This is a genomic window from Massilia sp. CT11-137 (assembly GCF_047302885.1).
GTDB classification, from domain to species: Bacteria; Pseudomonadota; Gammaproteobacteria; order Burkholderiales; family Burkholderiaceae_D; genus Telluria; species Telluria orientalis.
Genome location: NZ_JBKYMP010000001.1, coordinates 1,644,074 through 1,661,418, shown reverse-complemented (window position 1 = coordinate 1,661,418; position 17,345 = coordinate 1,644,074). Strand labels below are relative to the sequence as shown.

Below are 17,345 nucleotides of genomic sequence, written 5' to 3'. Positions count from 1 at the left end.
CATGTTCCCGAACCAGGTCATCTACACGGCCAACGGCGACCTCACGACGCTCTACGCGATCCTGAACGCCGTGGCGATGATATGCCGCGAGAACGCGACCATCTGGGGCTTCGCGCTCATGGCCGCCACGTGGTCGCTGTTCTCCATGACGGCCGTCGCCGGTGCGGGCGCGGCCGCGGGCGGCGTGGGCCCGGACCTGGCCAGGCGCGCGTTCGCGCTCATCATCCCGTTCTGCCTTGCCATCTGCCTGACCAGTTCGTCGATGAAGTCGACCGTCACGGTCGAGAGTGGCTTGGCCGGCGCCACGACCACGGTCGCCAACGTGCCCGTGCTCATCTCCGTCGTGCCCGCGACGGCGAGCCTGATCTCGAAGATCGTCGGCGACAAGCTGCACACGGCCATGCAGTCGACCGGCACCGACTACGACGCGATCTCGGCCAAGCAGCAGGGTTTCATCAACCCGCTCAAGACACTGCTGACATCCCGCATCGCCATCCTGCGGCTGGGCGGCATCGCGTCCGAAGTGAACTCGCTGCTGGGCACCTGCCTGAATGCCGACGCCGGCGTGAACTACGCGGACATCGCGAACCACGTCCTGTTCGCCGGCAACCTGCCCGCCGCCCAGGCGGGGCCGGCACCGATTACCGTCTGGACCCCACTCGGCGCGCAGCGCACGTCGATCGGCGTGCTGCTGGCCGAGGCGGCCCAGAACACGAGTGCCTTCGTCACCGACATCAAGGTCGGCAGCAACCACATCGCCACCTGTGCCGACGCCGCCGCACAGGTCGGCCAGGACATCGACACGGCGCTGAATTCCGACCAGTTCAAGCGCGTCGTCCAGGGTGCCGTGAACGCGGCCGACCAGCCGAATGCCGCCGGCGACTACACCATCGACGGGATCGCGGCCGCGTATGCCGCGGTGCGCTCGGCCGACTCGATCACGGGCGGCACGGGCGCGCAGACGGACGTCGAGCTCATCAACCTGCTGTTTGCAGAGCTCGTCAGGAACGACCTGGAATGCCTGCGCGCCGACGGCACGAACAAGAGCACGTGCCTGGCGATGGCCGTGCAGTCGAACGAGATCGAACGCAACAACATCCAGGCCGCCGCCAACGGCTTCGATGCCCTCATGTATGCCGGCGCATTCGCCAACCAGATCACGGCCGTCATCATCGGCCTGGGCCCCGTGCTCGTGCTGTTCATGATGTTTTCCGGCGCCGGGGCCGCGCGCAACATGAAGGTCGCCGCACACATGATCGTGTGGCCGCTGCTGATCATGAATGTCGGCGCCGAACTGATCAACGGGATGATGTACATCTCGGTGTCGGGCTTCCTGCGCGCGCTGGCGCAGGGCGGCGTCATCAACCAGTCGAACGCGGTCGAGGTCTACAAGAATTTCTCGCTGCAGATCGGCACCGCGAGCCACCTGATGGCCACGCTGCCGATCCTGATGTCGACCATCTTCGCGCTCGGCCAGTCGGCCGCCCTCGTCAGGCTGGGCGAGTCGATGGGTTCTGGCCGCAAGGAAGACCCGAAGCCTGTTGATCCGCCGCCCGCCGGCAACGCGCCCGCCGCGACGGGCAGCAGCGTGGCCATGGCCGGGCAGGCATCGATCGGTGCGCCGCCGTTTGCCCCGGGCACGCAGTTCGGCGGCATGCGCCACGACGCGGCGCAGGGTATCGCATCGGCGCAGCTGAAGATGCAGGCGCTGTCGGACGGCGCGGACAACCTGGCGGGCTGGAAGGATGCGTTCGCCACGGGCGACTTCGGCAAGGTCGGGGTGTCGGCGGCGACCGGCAACGCCGTGCGGACAGCGTTCCAGGCGCAGGGCGCCGCCGACGGCAATCCGCTGGCGCAATCGCGATCCCTGGCGCACAGCGTCGACAGCGTCATGCGGGGCGACGGCGATGCGCGTCCCGACGCGGCCGAGGCACGCGCGCTGCACCGGTCGGCCGGCATCCAGAAGCAGTATGCGGATACCTTGTCGACGTCGGCATCGGCGTCGGACGCCGCCGGCGAAGCGGTGCGGAAGTCTGCGGGGCTGCCGGCGCTGAGCGCGAGAATCGGTGGCGCCGACATCGCGCACCAGATGCGGACGAACCCGGCGTTCCGCCAGTTCCAGCTCAACGAGGGCCACGCGTTCGGCAACCTGCCGGCTGCCCGCCGCTATCTCGAGCAGGCTCGCCAGGATACCGGCGAAGGCGGCGAGGCGTTGGCGCGCCACCGGGCCGCGCTGTCGATGGCGACGGACGGGCAGGCGGCGCCGGAAGACCGCATGCGGGCGCATCAATACCTGCTCGGCACCAGCAGCGCCATGCTGGCCGGACAGGTGGCTGCCCCTGAGACGCGTCCGGCGGGAGGCGTTGCCGAGGCAGCGCCATTGATCCGTCCCGCGAGCGGAGCGGACGACGATGCCGGCGTCCTGCAGACCTACAGCGGGAACGAGTTGCATCAGGGCGGCCTGCACCTGCCTGGCGGCACACGCTTCTTCGTGCAGCCGGAGACGATGGAGCCGGGAAACGCTGCGCCAGGCGGCGCGCCGGAATCCGCGATGCCCGGGGCTGCGGAGGTGCTCGACGGCCTGGGCTACGCCATGGAAGGCAATGAACCGCAAATGCTGCATACGGCCCAGTGGGGCGGTCATTATTATCTGCCGCTCATGATCGGAAAAATGGTGGGATTGTCTCCCGAGCGCATCCAGGCCATCGCGGCGTTTTCCCAGTTTCCCGACCAGGTGGCCGCTCTCGACGGTTATACGAACGGCGTGCGCAGCATGCTTTCGAAGGGGTATGCCCCCGCCGAGGCGGGCGAATTCAGCGAGCGCGCCATCCATGCACTCAACGGAAAACCGGTTGCCGAGAATCTCGCTTTTTATCAGAAAGAAATCGCGAAATATCGCAACGACGACGCTCGCGTGGGCATCGCCATGCATGGCCTCGTCGACTCCATTTTCCACTCGCACATGGTCAATGGGGTGGCGGTCACGTACAAGGCACCCATGGGCCATGGCCTGCACGGCAGCAATCCGGATTACATCTCGGAAGACCAGACCAAGGCGGCCGCGGGCGCGTTGATCCGCGCGTTCGAAACGGTTGGCGGCGTAAAACTGACCGGTGCCCAACGGGCCGGCGTCATGTCGACCGTCAACCAGGCCGTGGCCAGTGCCCGGTCGATGACCGACGGCGAAGTGCGAGACTTTCACGATGCCGAGGAACGGTATGGCCACGGCTCCGGCGGACTGGCGCCGAAACAGAACGAACGCATGGAACTCAATTTCAGGAAGGTGGTGAATAACCTGATGGCGCCGAGCATGCAAGTATTGTCGCCGTCCGCCGAGTTGCCGTCGCCGTTCACGCGCGACCCGATCACGCCCGAAGGCTCGGTCGAGGAAGCGAGCAGGTTCCTCGGGATATCGACCGGCGGTGCGCTAGACTTCACCACCCGGGGCATGCAGGCGGCACGCGACATCATGACGGACTACGCCTCGACTTCGGGCGATTCCTCCAAATACAAAAATCTGGATATCAACGACATCTACGACACGAAAGTCTGGTCCTTGAAGGGGCTGATTCCCGGCTATCGGCCGCCGCTTCCAACTTCCAACCTCAGTTTCTGAACATATGGTGGTGACGCATTGAAGAAGAAAACATCAATCCCCCGTTTCGTTTGCTGTCTGTCGCTGGCCGTCGTCTGCTCCGCAGCGTATGCCCAGGCGCGGTCGGCAAAGGCGATCGACGAGATGTGGGACGCAACGCTCAGGCAATCCGACAAGCTAATCGAGATCGAAAACGATTTCGCCGCCGCCCATCCATTCAAGGGAAAAGCCGCGCAAGCTGCGGTCGACCAGTTGCGCAGCGAAGGGTTCCGCTGTGCGATCGAATACCGCAGGCTTCCCTACCTGCAAAAAGGCACCATCGACAAATTCGCGTTCGAGACCGTGCCGCTGATTTACTGCTCCAAACCGCATCAGAGCACGGGCGCCGATGACTTGTGCAAGACGTTCTGGGCCGGGTTCCAGATCAACTGGGAAGATCCGAAACGCAGCCGGGAACAGCTTTGGAAGGAAGCAGCGAAAAGTTCGATCAAGGACGAATTCTATTTCTGCCGCACGGCATTCGAACCCTGATACCGGGCGTCGTTATTTTCTCAGCTTTGAAGGAGCCAGCCATGCGCAACGAGAACCATCAACAGCCTGCCGATCGCCACAATAATCCCTACGCGGCCCTCGCTGCGCACAAGATCAGCAGGAAGGAAAAATATGCGTGGATCGCCGCCGGTCTTGCGGTCCTCGTGCTGCTGCTGTGCTGGTGGGCGCGCAGCACGCAGTGACGAGCAGGCAAGTGCATGTTCCCGAACCAGGTCATCTACACGGCCAACGGCGACCTCACGACGCTCTACGCGATCCTGAACGCCGTGGCGATGATATGCCGCGAGAACGCGACCATCTGGGGCTTCGCGCTCATGGCCGCCACGTGGTCGCTGTTCTCCATGACGGCCGTCGCCGGTGCGGGCGCGGCCGCGGGCGGCGTGGGCCCGGACCTGGCCAGGCGCGCGTTCGCGCTCATCATCCCGTTCTGCCTTGCCATCTGCCTGACCAGTTCGTCGATGAAGTCGACCGTCACGGTCGAGAGTGGCTTGGCCGGCGCCACGACCACGGTCGCCAACGTGCCCGTGCTCATCTCCGTCGTGCCCGCGACGGCGAGCCTGATCTCGAAGATCGTCGGCGACAAGCTGCACACGGCCATGCAGTCGACCGGCACCGACTACGACGCGATCTCGGCCAAGCAGCAGGGTTTCATCAACCCGCTCAAGACACTGCTGACATCCCGCATCGCCATCCTGCGGCTGGGCGGCATCGCGTCCGAAGTGAACTCGCTGCTGGGCACCTGCCTGAATGCCGACGCCGGCGTGAACTACGCGGACATCGCGAACCACGTCCTGTTCGCCGGCAACCTGCCCGCCGCCCAGGCGGGGCCGGCACCGATTACCGTCTGGACCCCACTCGGCGCGCAGCGCACGTCGATCGGCGTGCTGCTGGCCGAGGCGGCCCAGAACACGAGTGCCTTCGTCACCGACATCAAGGTCGGCAGCAACCACATCGCCACCTGTGCCGACGCCGCCGCACAGGTCGGCCAGGACATCGACACGGCGCTGAATTCCGACCAGTTCAAGCGCGTCGTCCAGGGTGCCGTGAACGCGGCCGACCAGCCGAATGCCGCCGGCGACTACACCATCGACGGGATCGCGGCCGCGTATGCCGCGGTGCGCTCGGCCGACTCGATCACGGGCGGCACGGGCGCGCAGACGGACGTCGAGCTCATCAACCTGCTGTTTGCAGAGCTCGTCAGGAACGACCTGGAATGCCTGCGCGCCGACGGCACGAACAAGAGCACGTGCCTGGCGATGGCCGTGCAGTCGAACGAGATCGAACGCAACAACATCCAGGCCGCCGCCAACGGCTTCGATGCCCTCATGTATGCCGGCGCATTCGCCAACCAGATCACGGCCGTCATCATCGGCCTGGGCCCCGTGCTCGTGCTGTTCATGATGTTTTCCGGCACCGGCGCCGCACGCAACATGAAGGTCGCCGCACACATGATCGTCTGGCCGCTGCTGATCATGAACGTCGGCGCCGAACTGATCAACGGGATGATGTACATCTCGGTGTCGGGCTTCCTGCGCGCGCTGGCGCAGGGCGGCGTGATCAACCAGTCGAACGCGGTCGAGGTCTACAAGAATTTCTCGCTGCAGATCGGCACCGCGAGCCACCTGATGGCCACGCTGCCGATCCTGATGTCGACCATCTTCGCGCTCGGTCAATCGGCCGCCCTCGTCCGGCTGGGCGAGTCGATGGGTTCTGGCCGCAAGGAAGACCCCAAACCTGCCGATCCGCCGCCCGCCGGCAACGTCCCCGCCGCGACGGGCAGCAGCGTGGCCATGGCCGGGCAGGCATCGATCGGTGCGCCGCCGTTCGCCCCGGGCACGCAGTTCGGCGGCATGCGCCACGACGCGGCGCAGGGTATCGCATCGGCGCAGCTGAAGATGCAGGCGCTGTCGGACGGCGCGGACAACCTGGCGGGCTGGAAGGATGCGTTCGCCACGGGCGACTTCGGCAAGGTCGGGGTGTCGGCGGCGACCGGCAACGCCGTGCGGACAGCGTTCCAGGCGCAGGGCGCCGCCGACGGCAATCCGCTGGCGCAATCGCGATCCCTGGCGCACAGCGTCGACAGCGTCATGCGGGGCGACGGCGATGCGCGTCCCGACGCGGCCGAGGCACGCGCGCTGCACCGGTCGGCCGGCATCCAGAAGCAGTATGCGGATACCTTGTCGACGTCGGCATCGGCGTCGGACGCCGCCGGCGAAGCGGTGCGGAAGTCTGCGGGGCTGCCGGCGCTGAGCGCGAGAATCGGTGGCGCCGACATCGCGCACCAGATGCGGACGAACCCGGCGTTCCGCCAGTTCCAGCTCAACGAGGGCCACGCGTTCGGCAACCTGCCGGCTGCCCGCCGCTATCTCGAGCAGGCTCGCCAGGATACCGGCGAAGGCGGCGAGGCGTTGGCGCGCCACCGGGCCGCGCTGTCGATGGCGACGGACGGGCAGGCGGCGCCGGAAGACCGCATGCGGGCGCATCAATACCTGCTCGGCACCAGCAGCGCCATGCTGGCCGGACAGGTGGCTGCCCCTGAGACGCGTCCGGCGGGAGGCGTTGCCGAGGCAGCACCATTGATCCGTCCCGCGAGCAGCGCGGACGATCATGCGAGGCTCCTATCCACCGATCCGGCCACGGCAAACGACGCGTTCGCCGGCTACGACATAAAAGCCATGCTGAAGGCCGGGGAACTGACAGCGTCGTTGGGCGGGCAACGAGGTTCGGTCATCGCGTCATGGAATGGCGACGGCGAAGTCATGAACGATGCCGATCCCGACGGACGCGTCTATGCGGATGCGTATGCTTATCAAAACCGCGACGCCGCCGCGCATGCGCCGACACCGGACATCACAGCGGACGACCTGACCATGTCGCGGGTGGTCATCCGTGGCAACAGGTTACCGCCCGCTGCAAACGGGATGCACGAAGCGCCACGCGACCCGCACGCGCATGGCGCCGCCTCCGGGCATGCCGAGCGCAGCAGGCCAAACGCTCCGCCAACACAGCGGGCAAAAACCGCGCAGGGAAAGACCCATCGACCTAAAGCGAATGAGGTCAGGCTGAATCAACATTGGGACCGGGCAAAGCACCGCCTCGTGGATGCAGCACATGCGGCCGGTGTCGACCCCGGTGTCATGGCCCGGATCGCCCGGTTCGAAAGCCAATTCAGATCGGATGCACGGCCCATTGCAAAAGACGAAGAAAAAAACACGGTCCGTCAATTCGACGGGGTGAAGGCTATCTCCAGTGCATATGGTTATGGGCAGTTTACGGATGATAGCTGGACGGATACGTTAAAACGCTACGGACAGAAATACGGCATCGCCGACGCCGAGAATCTCGATAACAGGAGCGCAGCCGCTTATCGAAAAAACGAGGAACTTCAGGCTGCACTGCTGGCCGAGTTTACGAAAGCGAACGTGGAGCGAGGGCGTAAATTGGGCGGCACCAATGACGATGCCAATGTCTATGCCTTGCATAATCTCGGCTCCGGGGCGGGCCCGACGTTTCTAAAAGCCCTGGCAAAAAATCCGCATGCACAAGTACGCACCGTACTGGGCCAGAAAGTCATCGCGGGAAACGCTGCCCTCTACAAGGACGGTAAAATCACGTTACAGGACGCGTACAATCGCATGGGGGCCGCGATGGCTGACGGCAACCGCTTTGCGGACGAAGCGCGCGCGTTATACAGGGCGAAATATGGAAATTAATCAGCAAGGCAAACAATGATAAAGAGGATTCTGTTCGGGTTTGTTGCCGTGGCCACGGTAGTGTCGAATTCCTATGCCCAGTACATGCTGGCGGAAGGCGATTTCTCGTCGAAGACAACGGAATTGAAGACTATCGTCCTCGATGGCGAGAAAGGCGTCGTGGCTGCCTCGGCGACAGTCACGCAGGGTAGCTGCTCCGGCACGATATCAGGCATCGGCACCATGAACGACACGACACTCGTGATCAAGCCCTACGTCAAGGCCGAGGGTGGAGAACAATGCGTCCTGCAAGCGAAATTCGACGCCAATTGGGAGCGCGTGAAAATTACCGAGGGCAAGGGGTGCGCCGCCTATCACGGCGCCGCGTGTAGCTGGGAGGGACAGACAGTGAAGCGCAAGAAATGATGGCGATGCTGGCCAAAACAATCTTGCTTGCCGTCCCGCTCAGCCTCGCCACCCATGCCTTGTGCGCCGGCGCCAAGGAGAATCCTTGTGAAGGCGCCGAGAAAAAATTGAACTATTCCTTTCAGGATCTGGATGGCAAAATTTCGCCTCAGGATAAAGTTCATTTCGATCTGCTCAGCGCATGCATCAAGCGGAATTCCTTGTGCGCCATCGTGGACGACTCGGCATCCCACAAACCGGTTCTGGTCGAAGGCAGTACATCGAAGAACCTGAAGCCGCCCGGGCTTGCAAAGCGGCCCGCGTTTTCCGCTGTGCGCCCGGTCCAGACCCGTGACGGGCATCCCGCCGGCGTGTTGGCCCGTTTTTCCGGTGGCACGGCATCGGCATGGCTTGTCGAGGCCTGGGAAACCAGTCATGGCAAAGTCCGCGATCTGGATGCGGGAAATATCAGCCTGACTGGCGAGGTTTTCACGCCCGATGTGCTGTTCCAGGAAATGGAGACTGCGGGAAGAAAGCTTCGGCATCGCAAATAAAACCCTGACCCCAGGATGTACTTTGAGAATACGTTTCCTCGCATGTTCAGCTGCAATTGCATGTCAAGACCGAAGGTGGGGAACAATGCGCCCTGCAAGCCGGATTCGACGCCAATTGGGAGCGTGTAATAATTACCGAGGGCAAGGGGAGCTCCGCCTATCATGGCGCCGCGTGCGCCTTGGAGGGGCAGACGATGAAGCGCAAGAAATAATGGCGACACTGCGCGAATCCAGAAAACCGGTTCTGGCTCGCCCCATCGGGGCCTGACCCACCTTGGCTTTCGCGTTCACCCGACAACCACCCCGCTTCACGGGCAAGCTCGCCAATACGTTGTATTCGGCGGTCCTGCTGATCATGCTGTACGACTGGCCGTACCAGGTCTATCGGAAGCTGGGCCCCGGGATGCCGGAAGTTACCGTGCGCGAGCAATTCATTGCGGCGCAGTTTCACGATTACGCCCGGCGCCTGCGGGTCGATGTCAAGCCGACGTTCGTCATCGGCGCCGCACCGGCGTCGGTGGGCGCATTCTCGGGGAATGCCGTGATCGTCATCTCGCCGGAGATGCTCGATCCGGCAAAGTTCACCGATAACGACGTCCGCTTCATCCTGGCGCACGAACTCGGCCATATCGCACGTCTCGATGCCTACCGCTTCTGGACACGGTGGACGAGCGAGGCCGCCGAAGGCCGCGAAATCGATGCGGACCGGATCGCCGTGCGCGTGACGGGGTGCGATGCGATGCGCGAGACCGTTGCGCATCATTGGGATGAATTCCTGAAGGGCTATCAGGAGGAAGGCGACCACCACCCGCATCCGGCCGTACGGTTGCGGGAAGTCTGCGGCAAGTGAGTGCCCTACGCGGCCTTGTCTTCAGGTGCGATGGGACTGAACGGCAAGCCGAGGTCGCCGAGACACGGAATGCCATCTCCCAGCTCGAGCAACTGGTTTTCTTCACGCAGTTTCATGACCTTGGCCTTGGCCTCGACCAGCGAAATATCCCGGTTTTTCCAGAGCAGGACCTTGATGCTCTTTTCCGTGACGTCGTACATCCGCGCGATCTGGCCGATGCTCACGCCCTTGTAGATGAGTTCCGTCCAGATGTCGTAACGCCGGTTGACGATGGCATTGGTGGGAATCTGCAGCTTGTGCCGGTAGTTGTACACCTGCATGTGGTTCACATCGGGAACGCTGCGGGCAATGCGTGTGTCGGAGAAGCCCATATCGAAACCTTGACGAATCGCTGCTTTCTGATCGGTTCTTAGCATGATTTGTGAAGGTAATGACGGTTGGGCATCACAGGAAAGATTACAAAACGGTAATTTGAAAACAAGTAGACAAATATATCAGGTAACTAATGCTCGGTGTAGCAACAATCTACAGATTGAAAAAACGCTACTGTTGTCCATTTTACCAAACCAGAGAGATTCCGATAGATTCTAGACGAAAATTACCCTGAGGGATCATCACGGAAATGTTAATATTTGTTACACTATATGCACGCGCGGCATGGGACACCGCCGGGCCTGGAACAGGCCGGTCGGAATGACGTGGTGTAATGGGGGTACGGGCTATGTCACTCGTGCAACGTGGTCATCGAGATGACGGCGTTGACGAGATTGCTAAACTGATTGCTGTCGCCGGCGGCGAACTCGGGGGTGACGATATAGGTGCCGGCCACGGCGACGCTCGGCGTGTTGGTGATCTTCAGTTTCGACTGCAGCAGCGTCAGATCTGCCACGTCCCGTTGCAGGACTGGCAGATTATCCTCGACAAGGCGTCCCAGCGGCACGGGAATGCCCGCTGCCCGCCCGATGCGTTCGAGACCGAACCAGTTCCGCGTCGACAGGCCCATGTCCTGGACCCCGCGCAGCGACGCCTCGACAAAATTATTCACGTACCGTGGATAAAAGCGCTGGACCGCCGCGAACGCGAACGCATACGTGAGGCCGTCCGCCTTGTTCACGACAGGGGTGAACGCGAACTGCTTGTCCCGGGGCAGCGTTTTCGACAGGTTCACGAAAAACGGGAAGTATTGCTTGGAAAAATTGCAGCCCGGCGAAAAGAATGCCCGCACCCGGAATTCATCGCCTTCGACGGTCTTGACCTGCTGGTAGGGACGCATCTGGTCCGCGAGGGCGGGGGCCGGCGGCGCCGCCTGCACGGCAAGGGGCAACACGACGACCAGGGCAGGTAAAAGTCGTTTCATCATCTGAACATCCTTTCGAATACGTCATCCAGGCTGGTTCCCCTGCTCATCTCCTGGTCTGCGACGAACTGGTCGATGCCGCGTGCCACGTCGCTGTACGTCAGGCCGTAACGGCGAGCCAGCGTGGTGCGCAGCGGCGGCGCGGCCCCCGCCGACCGGTTGGTTTCCAGCTTCGTCCTGCAATCACCTAGCTTCGCGTAGCCCTCCTCGACCGCGCGCACGCCGGCCATCACGAGCGTTTCGTAGTGCAGCTGCTGCGACGCCAGCCGGTACATCGCGTCGGAGTCGAACCGGTCGCCCCGGATGACCTGGCTGATCGGATAATCGATCTCGATCGCTTCGATCAGGGCCGACTTGCCGAGCCGCGTCTGGGAGACCGTTTCCTGCAGCGGCCGCACGACCTCCAGGCCATTGTCCTCGAGCCAGGACTGCTCGTAGGTGCCGAGGGTCCGCGGCGCCGGCTCGGACTCGAAGCGGTAGACGAGGCGCTGCGCCATGATCAGCTTCAACGACTCGGCGAGACGCACCGCGTCGCGGGTGCGGTCGGGCAGCAGGTCCAGTGCGCGCGACGCGGCGTCGGTCGCACTGTTGGCGTGCAAGGTCGACAGCACGAGGTGCCCCGTCGAGGCGGCGTCGAGCGCCACCTCCATCGTCTCCACGTCACGGATCTCGCCGATCAGGATGATGTCGGGGTCCTGCCGCAGCACCGAGCGCAGCGCCTTGGCGAACGTGACTTCGCCGTGCACCTGGATCTGCGTGATCGGCCCGGGCCCGCGCAGCCGGTATTCGACCGGATTCTCGATCGTGACGACCGCATTCTGCCCGTTGATCAGGTAGCGGATCATCGCGTTCAGCAGCGTCGACTTGCCCGAACCGGTGGGTCCCGTCGCCAGGACCAGGCCGCTCGGTTCGCAGATCACGCGCCGTATCACGGACTCGAGCGCGTAGGGAAGGCCGAGCTGCTCCAGGCTCGGTGCCGTCTGCTGGTTAATGATCCGGCTGGTGAACTTCCAGCCATCGAAGGTCCGCGCGTACTCGACCCGGACGTCGATGTCATAGGCTTCGCCCCGGGCCTCGACGAGCCCCTGGCTTGCGGCCCACCACGCGGGAAAACGGAGCGAGAAGCGCGTCGACAGCAGGTCGGGCGTGCTGCCGCCCTGCGGCGTGTTCGTCAGTTCGAACAGCTTGGTGCGGAAATGCTTGCCGTTCCTGTCCTTATCGTAGCGAAAGTTCACCATGCCGACCGGCGTCCGGATGCTGATCTGGACGGTCAGGCCCTGCAGTTCATGGCCGGAGATGTGCACGTCGGACGCCTTGTTGGCGACGGCGAACGCGAACACCCGGAGCAGGACGCACTCCACGGTACGGTTCGAACCGGTCGTGATGGGCATCAGCGCCAGCCGCTCGTCCTCGTCCAGGCGGTCGCTGAACAGCTCGGGGTACTCGGGTAGGGTGAATTCGATCATAAGTGCGGCTGCCGCCACAGGGAAATGTTGACATAACTGCATGAGCGATCGTACGCACGCGCATAAAAAAAGTCAATTTAAATTAACATTAAACGTTATCAAGGGTATAATTCTTAATATAAATTGACTTTCCAGACCTACCCATGCTCATGGACCACGTTCGCCGACATGTCATGCACCGCGCCCGGCCGGCCGCCGGCGCCGCCATGGTTACGCTTGCCGTGGCCGTGGCGCCGGGCAGCCGCGCGGAGAGCCCGCCGGCAGCGGCGCCGGACACGCCGGAGATGCAATGGAACCGCCAGCTCCTCGCATCGGGGCGCGTGGAACAGCTGTCGTCGGCGCTGACGCAGTCGAACCGCGCCACCCAGGCCGCCGTCGACGAGTCGGTGCTCGACCGGGTCAGGAAGTCATTGCCCGCGCTCGACCAGTTTGGCAATTCCCTCAAGTACGGCAGTTTTGCGGTCGTGTCCGCGCAGGGCCCGGAAATCGTCTCCCTGATCCGCACCCTCCCCAGCCGCACGGGCAACGACCGCAACGCCGTGCTGAAAAAGCTGTTGCAGCTCAGCCGCCAGGGCGTGCCGGAGGCGCAGAACTTCAGCGGCTTCGTGTACGAATACGGCCTGTTCGGCGCGCCGCGCAACCTGCCGCTGGCGCGCGACTACTACGCCGCCGCCGCCTCGCGCCGCTACCAGCCGGCCATCCTGAACCTGGCGCACATGGCCTGGGTGGGCAAGGGCCAGCAGCCCGATGCCGATGCGGCGCGCGAGTTGGCGCACCAGGCCGTGGATGCCGGCGTGGAAGCCTCCGGGCGGGTGTGCGGACTGGCCACCTTCATCGAATACCGCTGCGGCGAGATCGACCTCGCACTGCGGCTGGGTAAATTCTGCCAGTCCGCCCTGGCCAATATTCCCAACGCGGCGTACGGCTACGAACGCCCCGTCGCAGAGCGGATCAGGATGCTGCGCGATTCGCTCGCGACCGGCGTGCCGGACGGCTACCGCTGGCTCGAGGACATCACCCAGCGAGCCGGTCCGGATCGCGCCCATCTCTACTGCAAATACCGCTTGGTCAACCAGCTCGGCGGGCGTACCGGCACACCGGACCTGCCGGCGCTTGCCAGGACCTGCTACGCCAACACGGTGCCCCAGTCGGGCGGCCAGGAAGCGGAACGTGCCGTGCGGGACATCGCGACGTTTGCCGCCGCCGAGCGGCGGCTGCTGGAGCAATCGCGCCGGGCCAACCGCTTCCGTCAATTCCAGAGCGTCCCCTATCTGCCGTTCAGCCAGGGCGATGTCGATTTGTATGAACCCGTCATGAAGGAGTCACGATGATGCGCTTGTCCATCCGGGTGCTCGCCCTCCTGCTGCTGCCGGCGGCGGCAGGCGCGCAGATCGCGCCCGACAGTCCGTTGGTGCAGGCACTGCGCGTAGGCCGCGCGACCGCGCCGCTGCCGCCGTCGCAACAGGCCGAACGCGTGGCCCGGCATATCCGGGCGGCGTCAGGCAGCCGGGGCGATATCACGGTCGAGTTCGTCCGTGTCGCGCGCTTCGTGGCGCAACCGGCATGCGGCCGGGTCGGCTACGGCCTGTACCAGAAATCGAGCAACACGTTCTGGGGGCAGTTCGGCGGCCAGGTGAACATCTGCGAAGACGGCACGCCGCCACAGCGCGCATGCAAGGGCACGCCCGGCCTCGTCGCAGCGGACGCGTCCTGCCCGGACGGGACGGCACCGGTCGACACGGCCGAAGTCAAGGCGGCGATTGCGCATGCGCTCGCCAGTGGCGGCCTGACCGCGGAGCAATTCAGGGCGCGGTACCAGGCCCGCCGCACGACGAACGAGAGCGGACATTGAATACGCGGCACTTGTTCCCGGCACTGCTGCTCGCGGGCGCCGTCCACACCGGTGCCGTCGCGCAGAACGCGCAAACCCTGACCGACGGCAAGGCGTTTGCGGAGTCGATCATGCCGCAGTCGGCCGGCCAGATCGTCAACCCGGCCGGAGTCAATGCAGCGGCCTGGTCGTCCAGCGGCACCACGATGCCGGGCAGCATGCCGGCCGGCCTCGGCGCCTTTTCTTCACCGTTGTCCACCTCGCCGCTGTTCGGCACCTCGGGGGCGCAAGGGGCCTTGTCGGGCCTGGGCAATGCCAGGATCCAGGCGTGCCGCAACTACGTCCCCATCGGCGATCCGATCGCGGACCAGGAGTGCGCCGCCGTCAAGTTCATGAACAACGATTGCATCCCGCTCAGCAACTCGCAGCAGCAGGTCGTGGGCAGTGCCGGCGCTATCGTCGGGACCGGAAGCAACTGCACCGACACCTACGGCGGCGGCCAGTCGAATTTCGGGTTCCGGAACGCCATCACCACCAGCGATCCGATCTTCCAGCTGAGCCGTGATGCACAAGCCAATGCGTCCTCCGCGATCACACAGAACTGCGTGTCCACGCCGGTTATCACCAAGCCGGCCGAGTACGAAACGAACAATTGCTCGAAGACGATTTCGACGGACTCCCACGTGTGCACCCGCGAGCTGGCCGTCGCGGTCACGACCACGTATTCAGCGGCCACACCGGTGTATTCGTGCACGGAAGGGACGCTGCAGGGCGCCTACTGCGTGCGGACGACGTCCGTCCCGGCATCGGTGATGTACTCGTGTCCAAGCGGGACGCTGTCCGGGACGCTCTGCATGAGCAGCACGTCTGATCCTGCCGCGCTGACGTACACCTGTCCCAGCGGCGCAACCTTGTCGGGGACCAGTTGCATGGGACAGTCGACCGTGCCCGCGACCTCGACGTATTCCTGCGCGACGGGCACGCTCAGCGGCAGCCAGTGCGTCAACTCGTATACGGCGACCATCACGTACACCTGCTGGCCCGGCTCGGTCGACGTGGGCAACAATACCTGCCGGTTCGGTGCCGGGGCGCCGGTCGCGGGCGCCACGTGCAACTACATGGGCTCCATCATCGGCTATATCTGTACGGGGCCGGCCGTGGGCACCGCTTCCTGTCCGTCCGGCGGGACCGTCTCGGGCAGCAGTTGCGTCACCACGACGACGGCCACGATCAATTACCAGTGCACGCAAGGTGTGTTGTCGGGATCGAATTGCATCATCGATTCGAACGGTCCGGCCACGCCGGTCTACAGCTGCGCCACCGGCACGTTGTCCGGCGACCAGTGCGTCTCCAGCAGCAGCAGTCCGGCGGCGGCGAATTACCACTGCCCGACCGGCCAAACACTCAACGGCGCGATGTGCGTGGCGAGTTCGTCGAGCGACGCCGCGCTACACTACTCCTGCCCGGGCGGCACCACACCTGTCGGCAGCCAGTGCAAGACCGTGCTGACGCAGACAAACTGGATCGACAACTGCACGCCCTACGAGCAAAGCGCAGGGATCAGGCTGGGAGCACCGTGATGCGCCGCTACCTGATCGCCGCGGCCCTCCAGATGCTCTCCGCGCCTGCACTGGCCGATACCTATGCCCCCGGTGCCTGCAGCCTCGTTCCCGGATCGCAGACCTGCATCGACGCCACGCCCTGCAAGACGCTCACGGACGGTAACGTGGTCTGCCTCGCCGGCGCGACGCTTCCGGCCGGCGCGCTGTCGATCCCGCAAGCATGCTGGAAGTACTCGTACGAATTCGCCTGCGACGTGCCGACGCCGACCAACAGCTGCACACCTTACGAGAACAACGCCGCCTGCGCCGTCGTCAATAGCGTGTGCACGGACCACAAGCCCGAAACGGGCGCATGCACGTCCTGGAACTACACGTACAAATGCATGACGAGCGCGGCCCAGACGAGCACGACACTGGAGTGCTCGGGGGCCCTGTTCGACACGAGCTTGATGACGGCGCCGGCCAACCAGAACAACACGTTCGCCAAGGCCGCGCTGGCGATGGAAGTCGCCCGCGAAACCCAGGTCTACGCCCAGCCGGGCCACACCATTTTCAATGGCGTGCCGGAGTCCTGCACGAAAGGCTATTTCGGCTTGCGCAACTGCTGTTCCGGTACGCCCGGCGCCGTGTCGAACCGGGGTTTCATGTCCAAGATCGCGGGCGAGGCCGCCTTCAGCGTCGCCAAGTATGCCGGCGAAAAGCTGATCGACACGGCCTCACCCTACGTCTTCGACGCGATGTACCAGAACGTCCAGTATTTTTCGTCGGGCCTGATCGCGGCGGTCGAAAACGCGTCCCACGTCGTGCAGCTGGATGCGGCGGAAGGCTTCACGACCGCCATCGGCACGAATTTCGCGGCCAACGGGTTCACGTTGAGCGCATACGGTTTCACGTACGGGACCGGCACCTTCGAAGGTGCCAACCTGGCCTCGTCGACGATGGACTTGAGCGGCACCTTCGGCCTGCAAGCGGGCGAGGGATTCGTCGCCTTCGACCCGTATTCGTTCGCCTTGTCGCTCGCGCTCCAGTACATGATGAAACTCGCCCAGTGCAGCCAGGACGAACAGGTCTTCCAGATGCACAAGGGCGCGAACCTGACGGTCTTCCTGAGCGAGGAATGCAGCAAGACGGCGCTGCTCCAATGTGTCGAGCACAGGGAGCGCTATTGCTCGTTCAATTCCGTGCTGGCCAAGATCATCAACATCCAGGGCAAGACCCAGATGGGGTTGAACATCTCCGACTGTACCGGTCTCACCCCCGAGCAGGTAAGCAGCCTCGACTTCACCCGGATCGACTTCAGCGAGTTCACCGGCCAGCTCATGGAGCAGGCACGGAACGGCCTGCCGAATAACGTCAAGGGCAACTACGCGCCGATCATGCAGAACACGAGCTCAGGCAGCGCCCAGAACCCGGGCAACGGACTCGCCTACCCGACCGGCGCCGCGCCGGCCGCCGCCCCGCCAACCCAGCCATGAACCGAA

The 17,345-nt window shown here is 64.1% G+C and carries 14 protein-coding genes; 11 read left to right on the top strand and 3 right to left on the bottom strand.

All coding sequences use genetic code 11. The features are described from left to right. The first annotated feature begins 1 nt into the window (after position 1). The 7 genes from ACEN98_RS07325 (at position 2) to ACEN98_RS07295 (ending at position 9,648) form a co-directional block, all read left to right on the top strand. Positions 2–3,616 (top strand): conjugal transfer protein TraG N-terminal domain-containing protein, encoded by a 3,615-nt coding sequence (locus ACEN98_RS07325; RefSeq protein ID WP_413383061.1) that lies wholly within the window; start codon positions 2–4, stop codon positions 3,614–3,616. Between the two features lie 18 nt (positions 3,617–3,634). Beyond that, complete coding sequence (locus ACEN98_RS07320) at positions 3,635–4,126, top strand: hypothetical protein (RefSeq protein ID WP_413383059.1); 492 nt, start codon at positions 3,635–3,637, stop codon at positions 4,124–4,126. Between the two features lie 41 nt (positions 4,127–4,167). Further along, positions 4,168–4,329 carry a hypothetical protein gene (locus tag ACEN98_RS07315; RefSeq protein WP_413383057.1) on the top strand — a complete coding sequence of 54 codons (162 nt, stop codon included), beginning with the start codon at positions 4,168–4,170 and terminating at the stop codon, positions 4,327–4,329. 15 nt (positions 4,330–4,344) lie between these two features. Next, the gene (locus ACEN98_RS07310; RefSeq protein WP_413383055.1) at positions 4,345–7,860 is read left to right on the top strand and encodes a conjugal transfer protein TraG N-terminal domain-containing protein; all 3,516 of its coding nucleotides are present in this window, start codon (positions 4,345–4,347) and stop codon (positions 7,858–7,860) included. Positions 7,861–7,875: 15 nt separating this feature from the next. Next, the gene (locus tag ACEN98_RS07305; protein ID WP_413383053.1) at positions 7,876–8,265 is read left to right on the top strand and encodes a hypothetical protein; all 390 of its coding nucleotides are present in this window, start codon (positions 7,876–7,878) and stop codon (positions 8,263–8,265) included. Further along, entirely contained in the window at positions 8,262–8,798 is a 537-nt protein-coding gene (locus ACEN98_RS07300) for a hypothetical protein (protein ID WP_413383051.1), read from the top strand. Before ACEN98_RS07305 ends, ACEN98_RS07300 begins: the two co-directional genes overlap by 4 nt. Before the next feature lie 274 nt (positions 8,799–9,072). Continuing rightward, on the top strand, positions 9,073–9,648 hold the full coding sequence (locus ACEN98_RS07295; RefSeq protein ID WP_413383049.1) for a M48 family metalloprotease: 576 nt from the start codon (positions 9,073–9,075) through the stop codon (positions 9,646–9,648). A 5-nt stretch (positions 9,649–9,653) separates the two neighbouring features. Here the strand turns inward: ACEN98_RS07295 and ACEN98_RS07290 are convergent, their stop codons facing one another. The 3 genes from ACEN98_RS07290 to ACEN98_RS07280 all read right to left on the bottom strand — a co-directional run bounded on the left by ACEN98_RS07290 (position 9,654) and on the right by ACEN98_RS07280 (position 12,471). Next, a complete protein-coding gene (locus ACEN98_RS07290; RefSeq protein ID WP_413383047.1) occupies positions 9,654–10,064 on the bottom strand; it encodes a hypothetical protein in 411 nt (136 codons plus the stop codon). 308 nt (positions 10,065–10,372) lie between these two features. Then, a complete protein-coding gene (locus tag ACEN98_RS07285; RefSeq protein ID WP_413383045.1) occupies positions 10,373–11,008 on the bottom strand; it encodes a thiol-disulfide isomerase in 636 nt (211 codons plus the stop codon). Beyond that, a complete protein-coding gene (locus ACEN98_RS07280) occupies positions 11,005–12,471 on the bottom strand; it encodes a GspE/PulE family protein (RefSeq protein WP_413383043.1) in 1,467 nt (488 codons plus the stop codon). The genes ACEN98_RS07285 and ACEN98_RS07280 overlap by 4 nt, the downstream gene beginning before the upstream one ends. Positions 12,472–12,644: 173 nt before the next feature. Between ACEN98_RS07280 and ACEN98_RS07275 the strand changes: the two genes are divergently transcribed. Genes ACEN98_RS07275 through traN form a run of 4 tightly spaced genes read left to right on the top strand, consistent with a single transcriptional unit; the run spans position 12,645 to position 17,339 of the window. Then, positions 12,645–13,802: a hypothetical protein gene (locus ACEN98_RS07275; protein WP_413383041.1), complete on the top strand. Its 1,158-nt coding sequence runs from the start codon at positions 12,645–12,647 to the stop codon at positions 13,800–13,802. Beyond that, the gene (locus ACEN98_RS07270; RefSeq protein ID WP_413383039.1) at positions 13,799–14,323 is read left to right on the top strand and encodes a hypothetical protein; all 525 of its coding nucleotides are present in this window, start codon (positions 13,799–13,801) and stop codon (positions 14,321–14,323) included. The genes ACEN98_RS07275 and ACEN98_RS07270 overlap by 4 nt, the downstream gene beginning before the upstream one ends. Beyond that, complete coding sequence (locus ACEN98_RS07265) at positions 14,320–15,882, top strand: hypothetical protein (RefSeq protein ID WP_413383037.1); 1,563 nt, start codon at positions 14,320–14,322, stop codon at positions 15,880–15,882. The genes ACEN98_RS07270 and ACEN98_RS07265 overlap by 4 nt, the downstream gene beginning before the upstream one ends. Further along, positions 15,882–17,339 carry a conjugal transfer protein TraN gene (traN, locus tag ACEN98_RS07260; RefSeq protein WP_413383035.1) on the top strand — a complete coding sequence of 486 codons (1,458 nt, stop codon included), beginning with the start codon at positions 15,882–15,884 and terminating at the stop codon, positions 17,337–17,339. The genes ACEN98_RS07265 and traN overlap by 1 nt, the downstream gene beginning before the upstream one ends. The last annotated feature ends 6 nt before the right edge of the window (positions 17,340–17,345 follow it).

What these genes read in the sequence shown, in the direction of transcription:
- ACEN98_RS07270 (WP_413383039.1), top strand. Translation starts at nt 13,799, where the DNA reads ATGATGCGCTTGTCCATCCGGGTGCTCGCCCTCCTGCTGCTGCCGGCG.
- ACEN98_RS07310 (WP_413383055.1), top strand. Translation starts at nt 4,345, where the DNA reads ATGTTCCCGAACCAGGTCATCTACACGGCCAACGGCGACCTCACGACG.
- ACEN98_RS07315 (WP_413383057.1), top strand. Translation starts at nt 4,168, where the DNA reads ATGCGCAACGAGAACCATCAACAGCCTGCCGATCGCCACAATAATCCC.
- traN (WP_413383035.1), top strand. Translation starts at nt 15,882, where the DNA reads ATGCGCCGCTACCTGATCGCCGCGGCCCTCCAGATGCTCTCCGCGCCT.
- ACEN98_RS07285 (WP_413383045.1), bottom strand. Translation starts at nt 11,008, where the DNA reads ATGATGAAACGACTTTTACCTGCCCTGGTCGTCGTGTTGCCCCTTGCC.
- ACEN98_RS07305 (WP_413383053.1), top strand. Translation starts at nt 7,876, where the DNA reads ATGATAAAGAGGATTCTGTTCGGGTTTGTTGCCGTGGCCACGGTAGTG.
- ACEN98_RS07280 (WP_413383043.1), bottom strand. Translation starts at nt 12,471, where the DNA reads ATGATCGAATTCACCCTACCCGAGTACCCCGAGCTGTTCAGCGACCGC.
- ACEN98_RS07290 (WP_413383047.1), bottom strand. Translation starts at nt 10,064, where the DNA reads ATGCTAAGAACCGATCAGAAAGCAGCGATTCGTCAAGGTTTCGATATG.
- ACEN98_RS07275 (WP_413383041.1), top strand. Translation starts at nt 12,645, where the DNA reads ATGCACCGCGCCCGGCCGGCCGCCGGCGCCGCCATGGTTACGCTTGCC.
- ACEN98_RS07325 (WP_413383061.1), top strand. Translation starts at nt 2, where the DNA reads ATGTTCCCGAACCAGGTCATCTACACGGCCAACGGCGACCTCACGACG.
- ACEN98_RS07300 (WP_413383051.1), top strand. Translation starts at nt 8,262, where the DNA reads ATGATGGCGATGCTGGCCAAAACAATCTTGCTTGCCGTCCCGCTCAGC.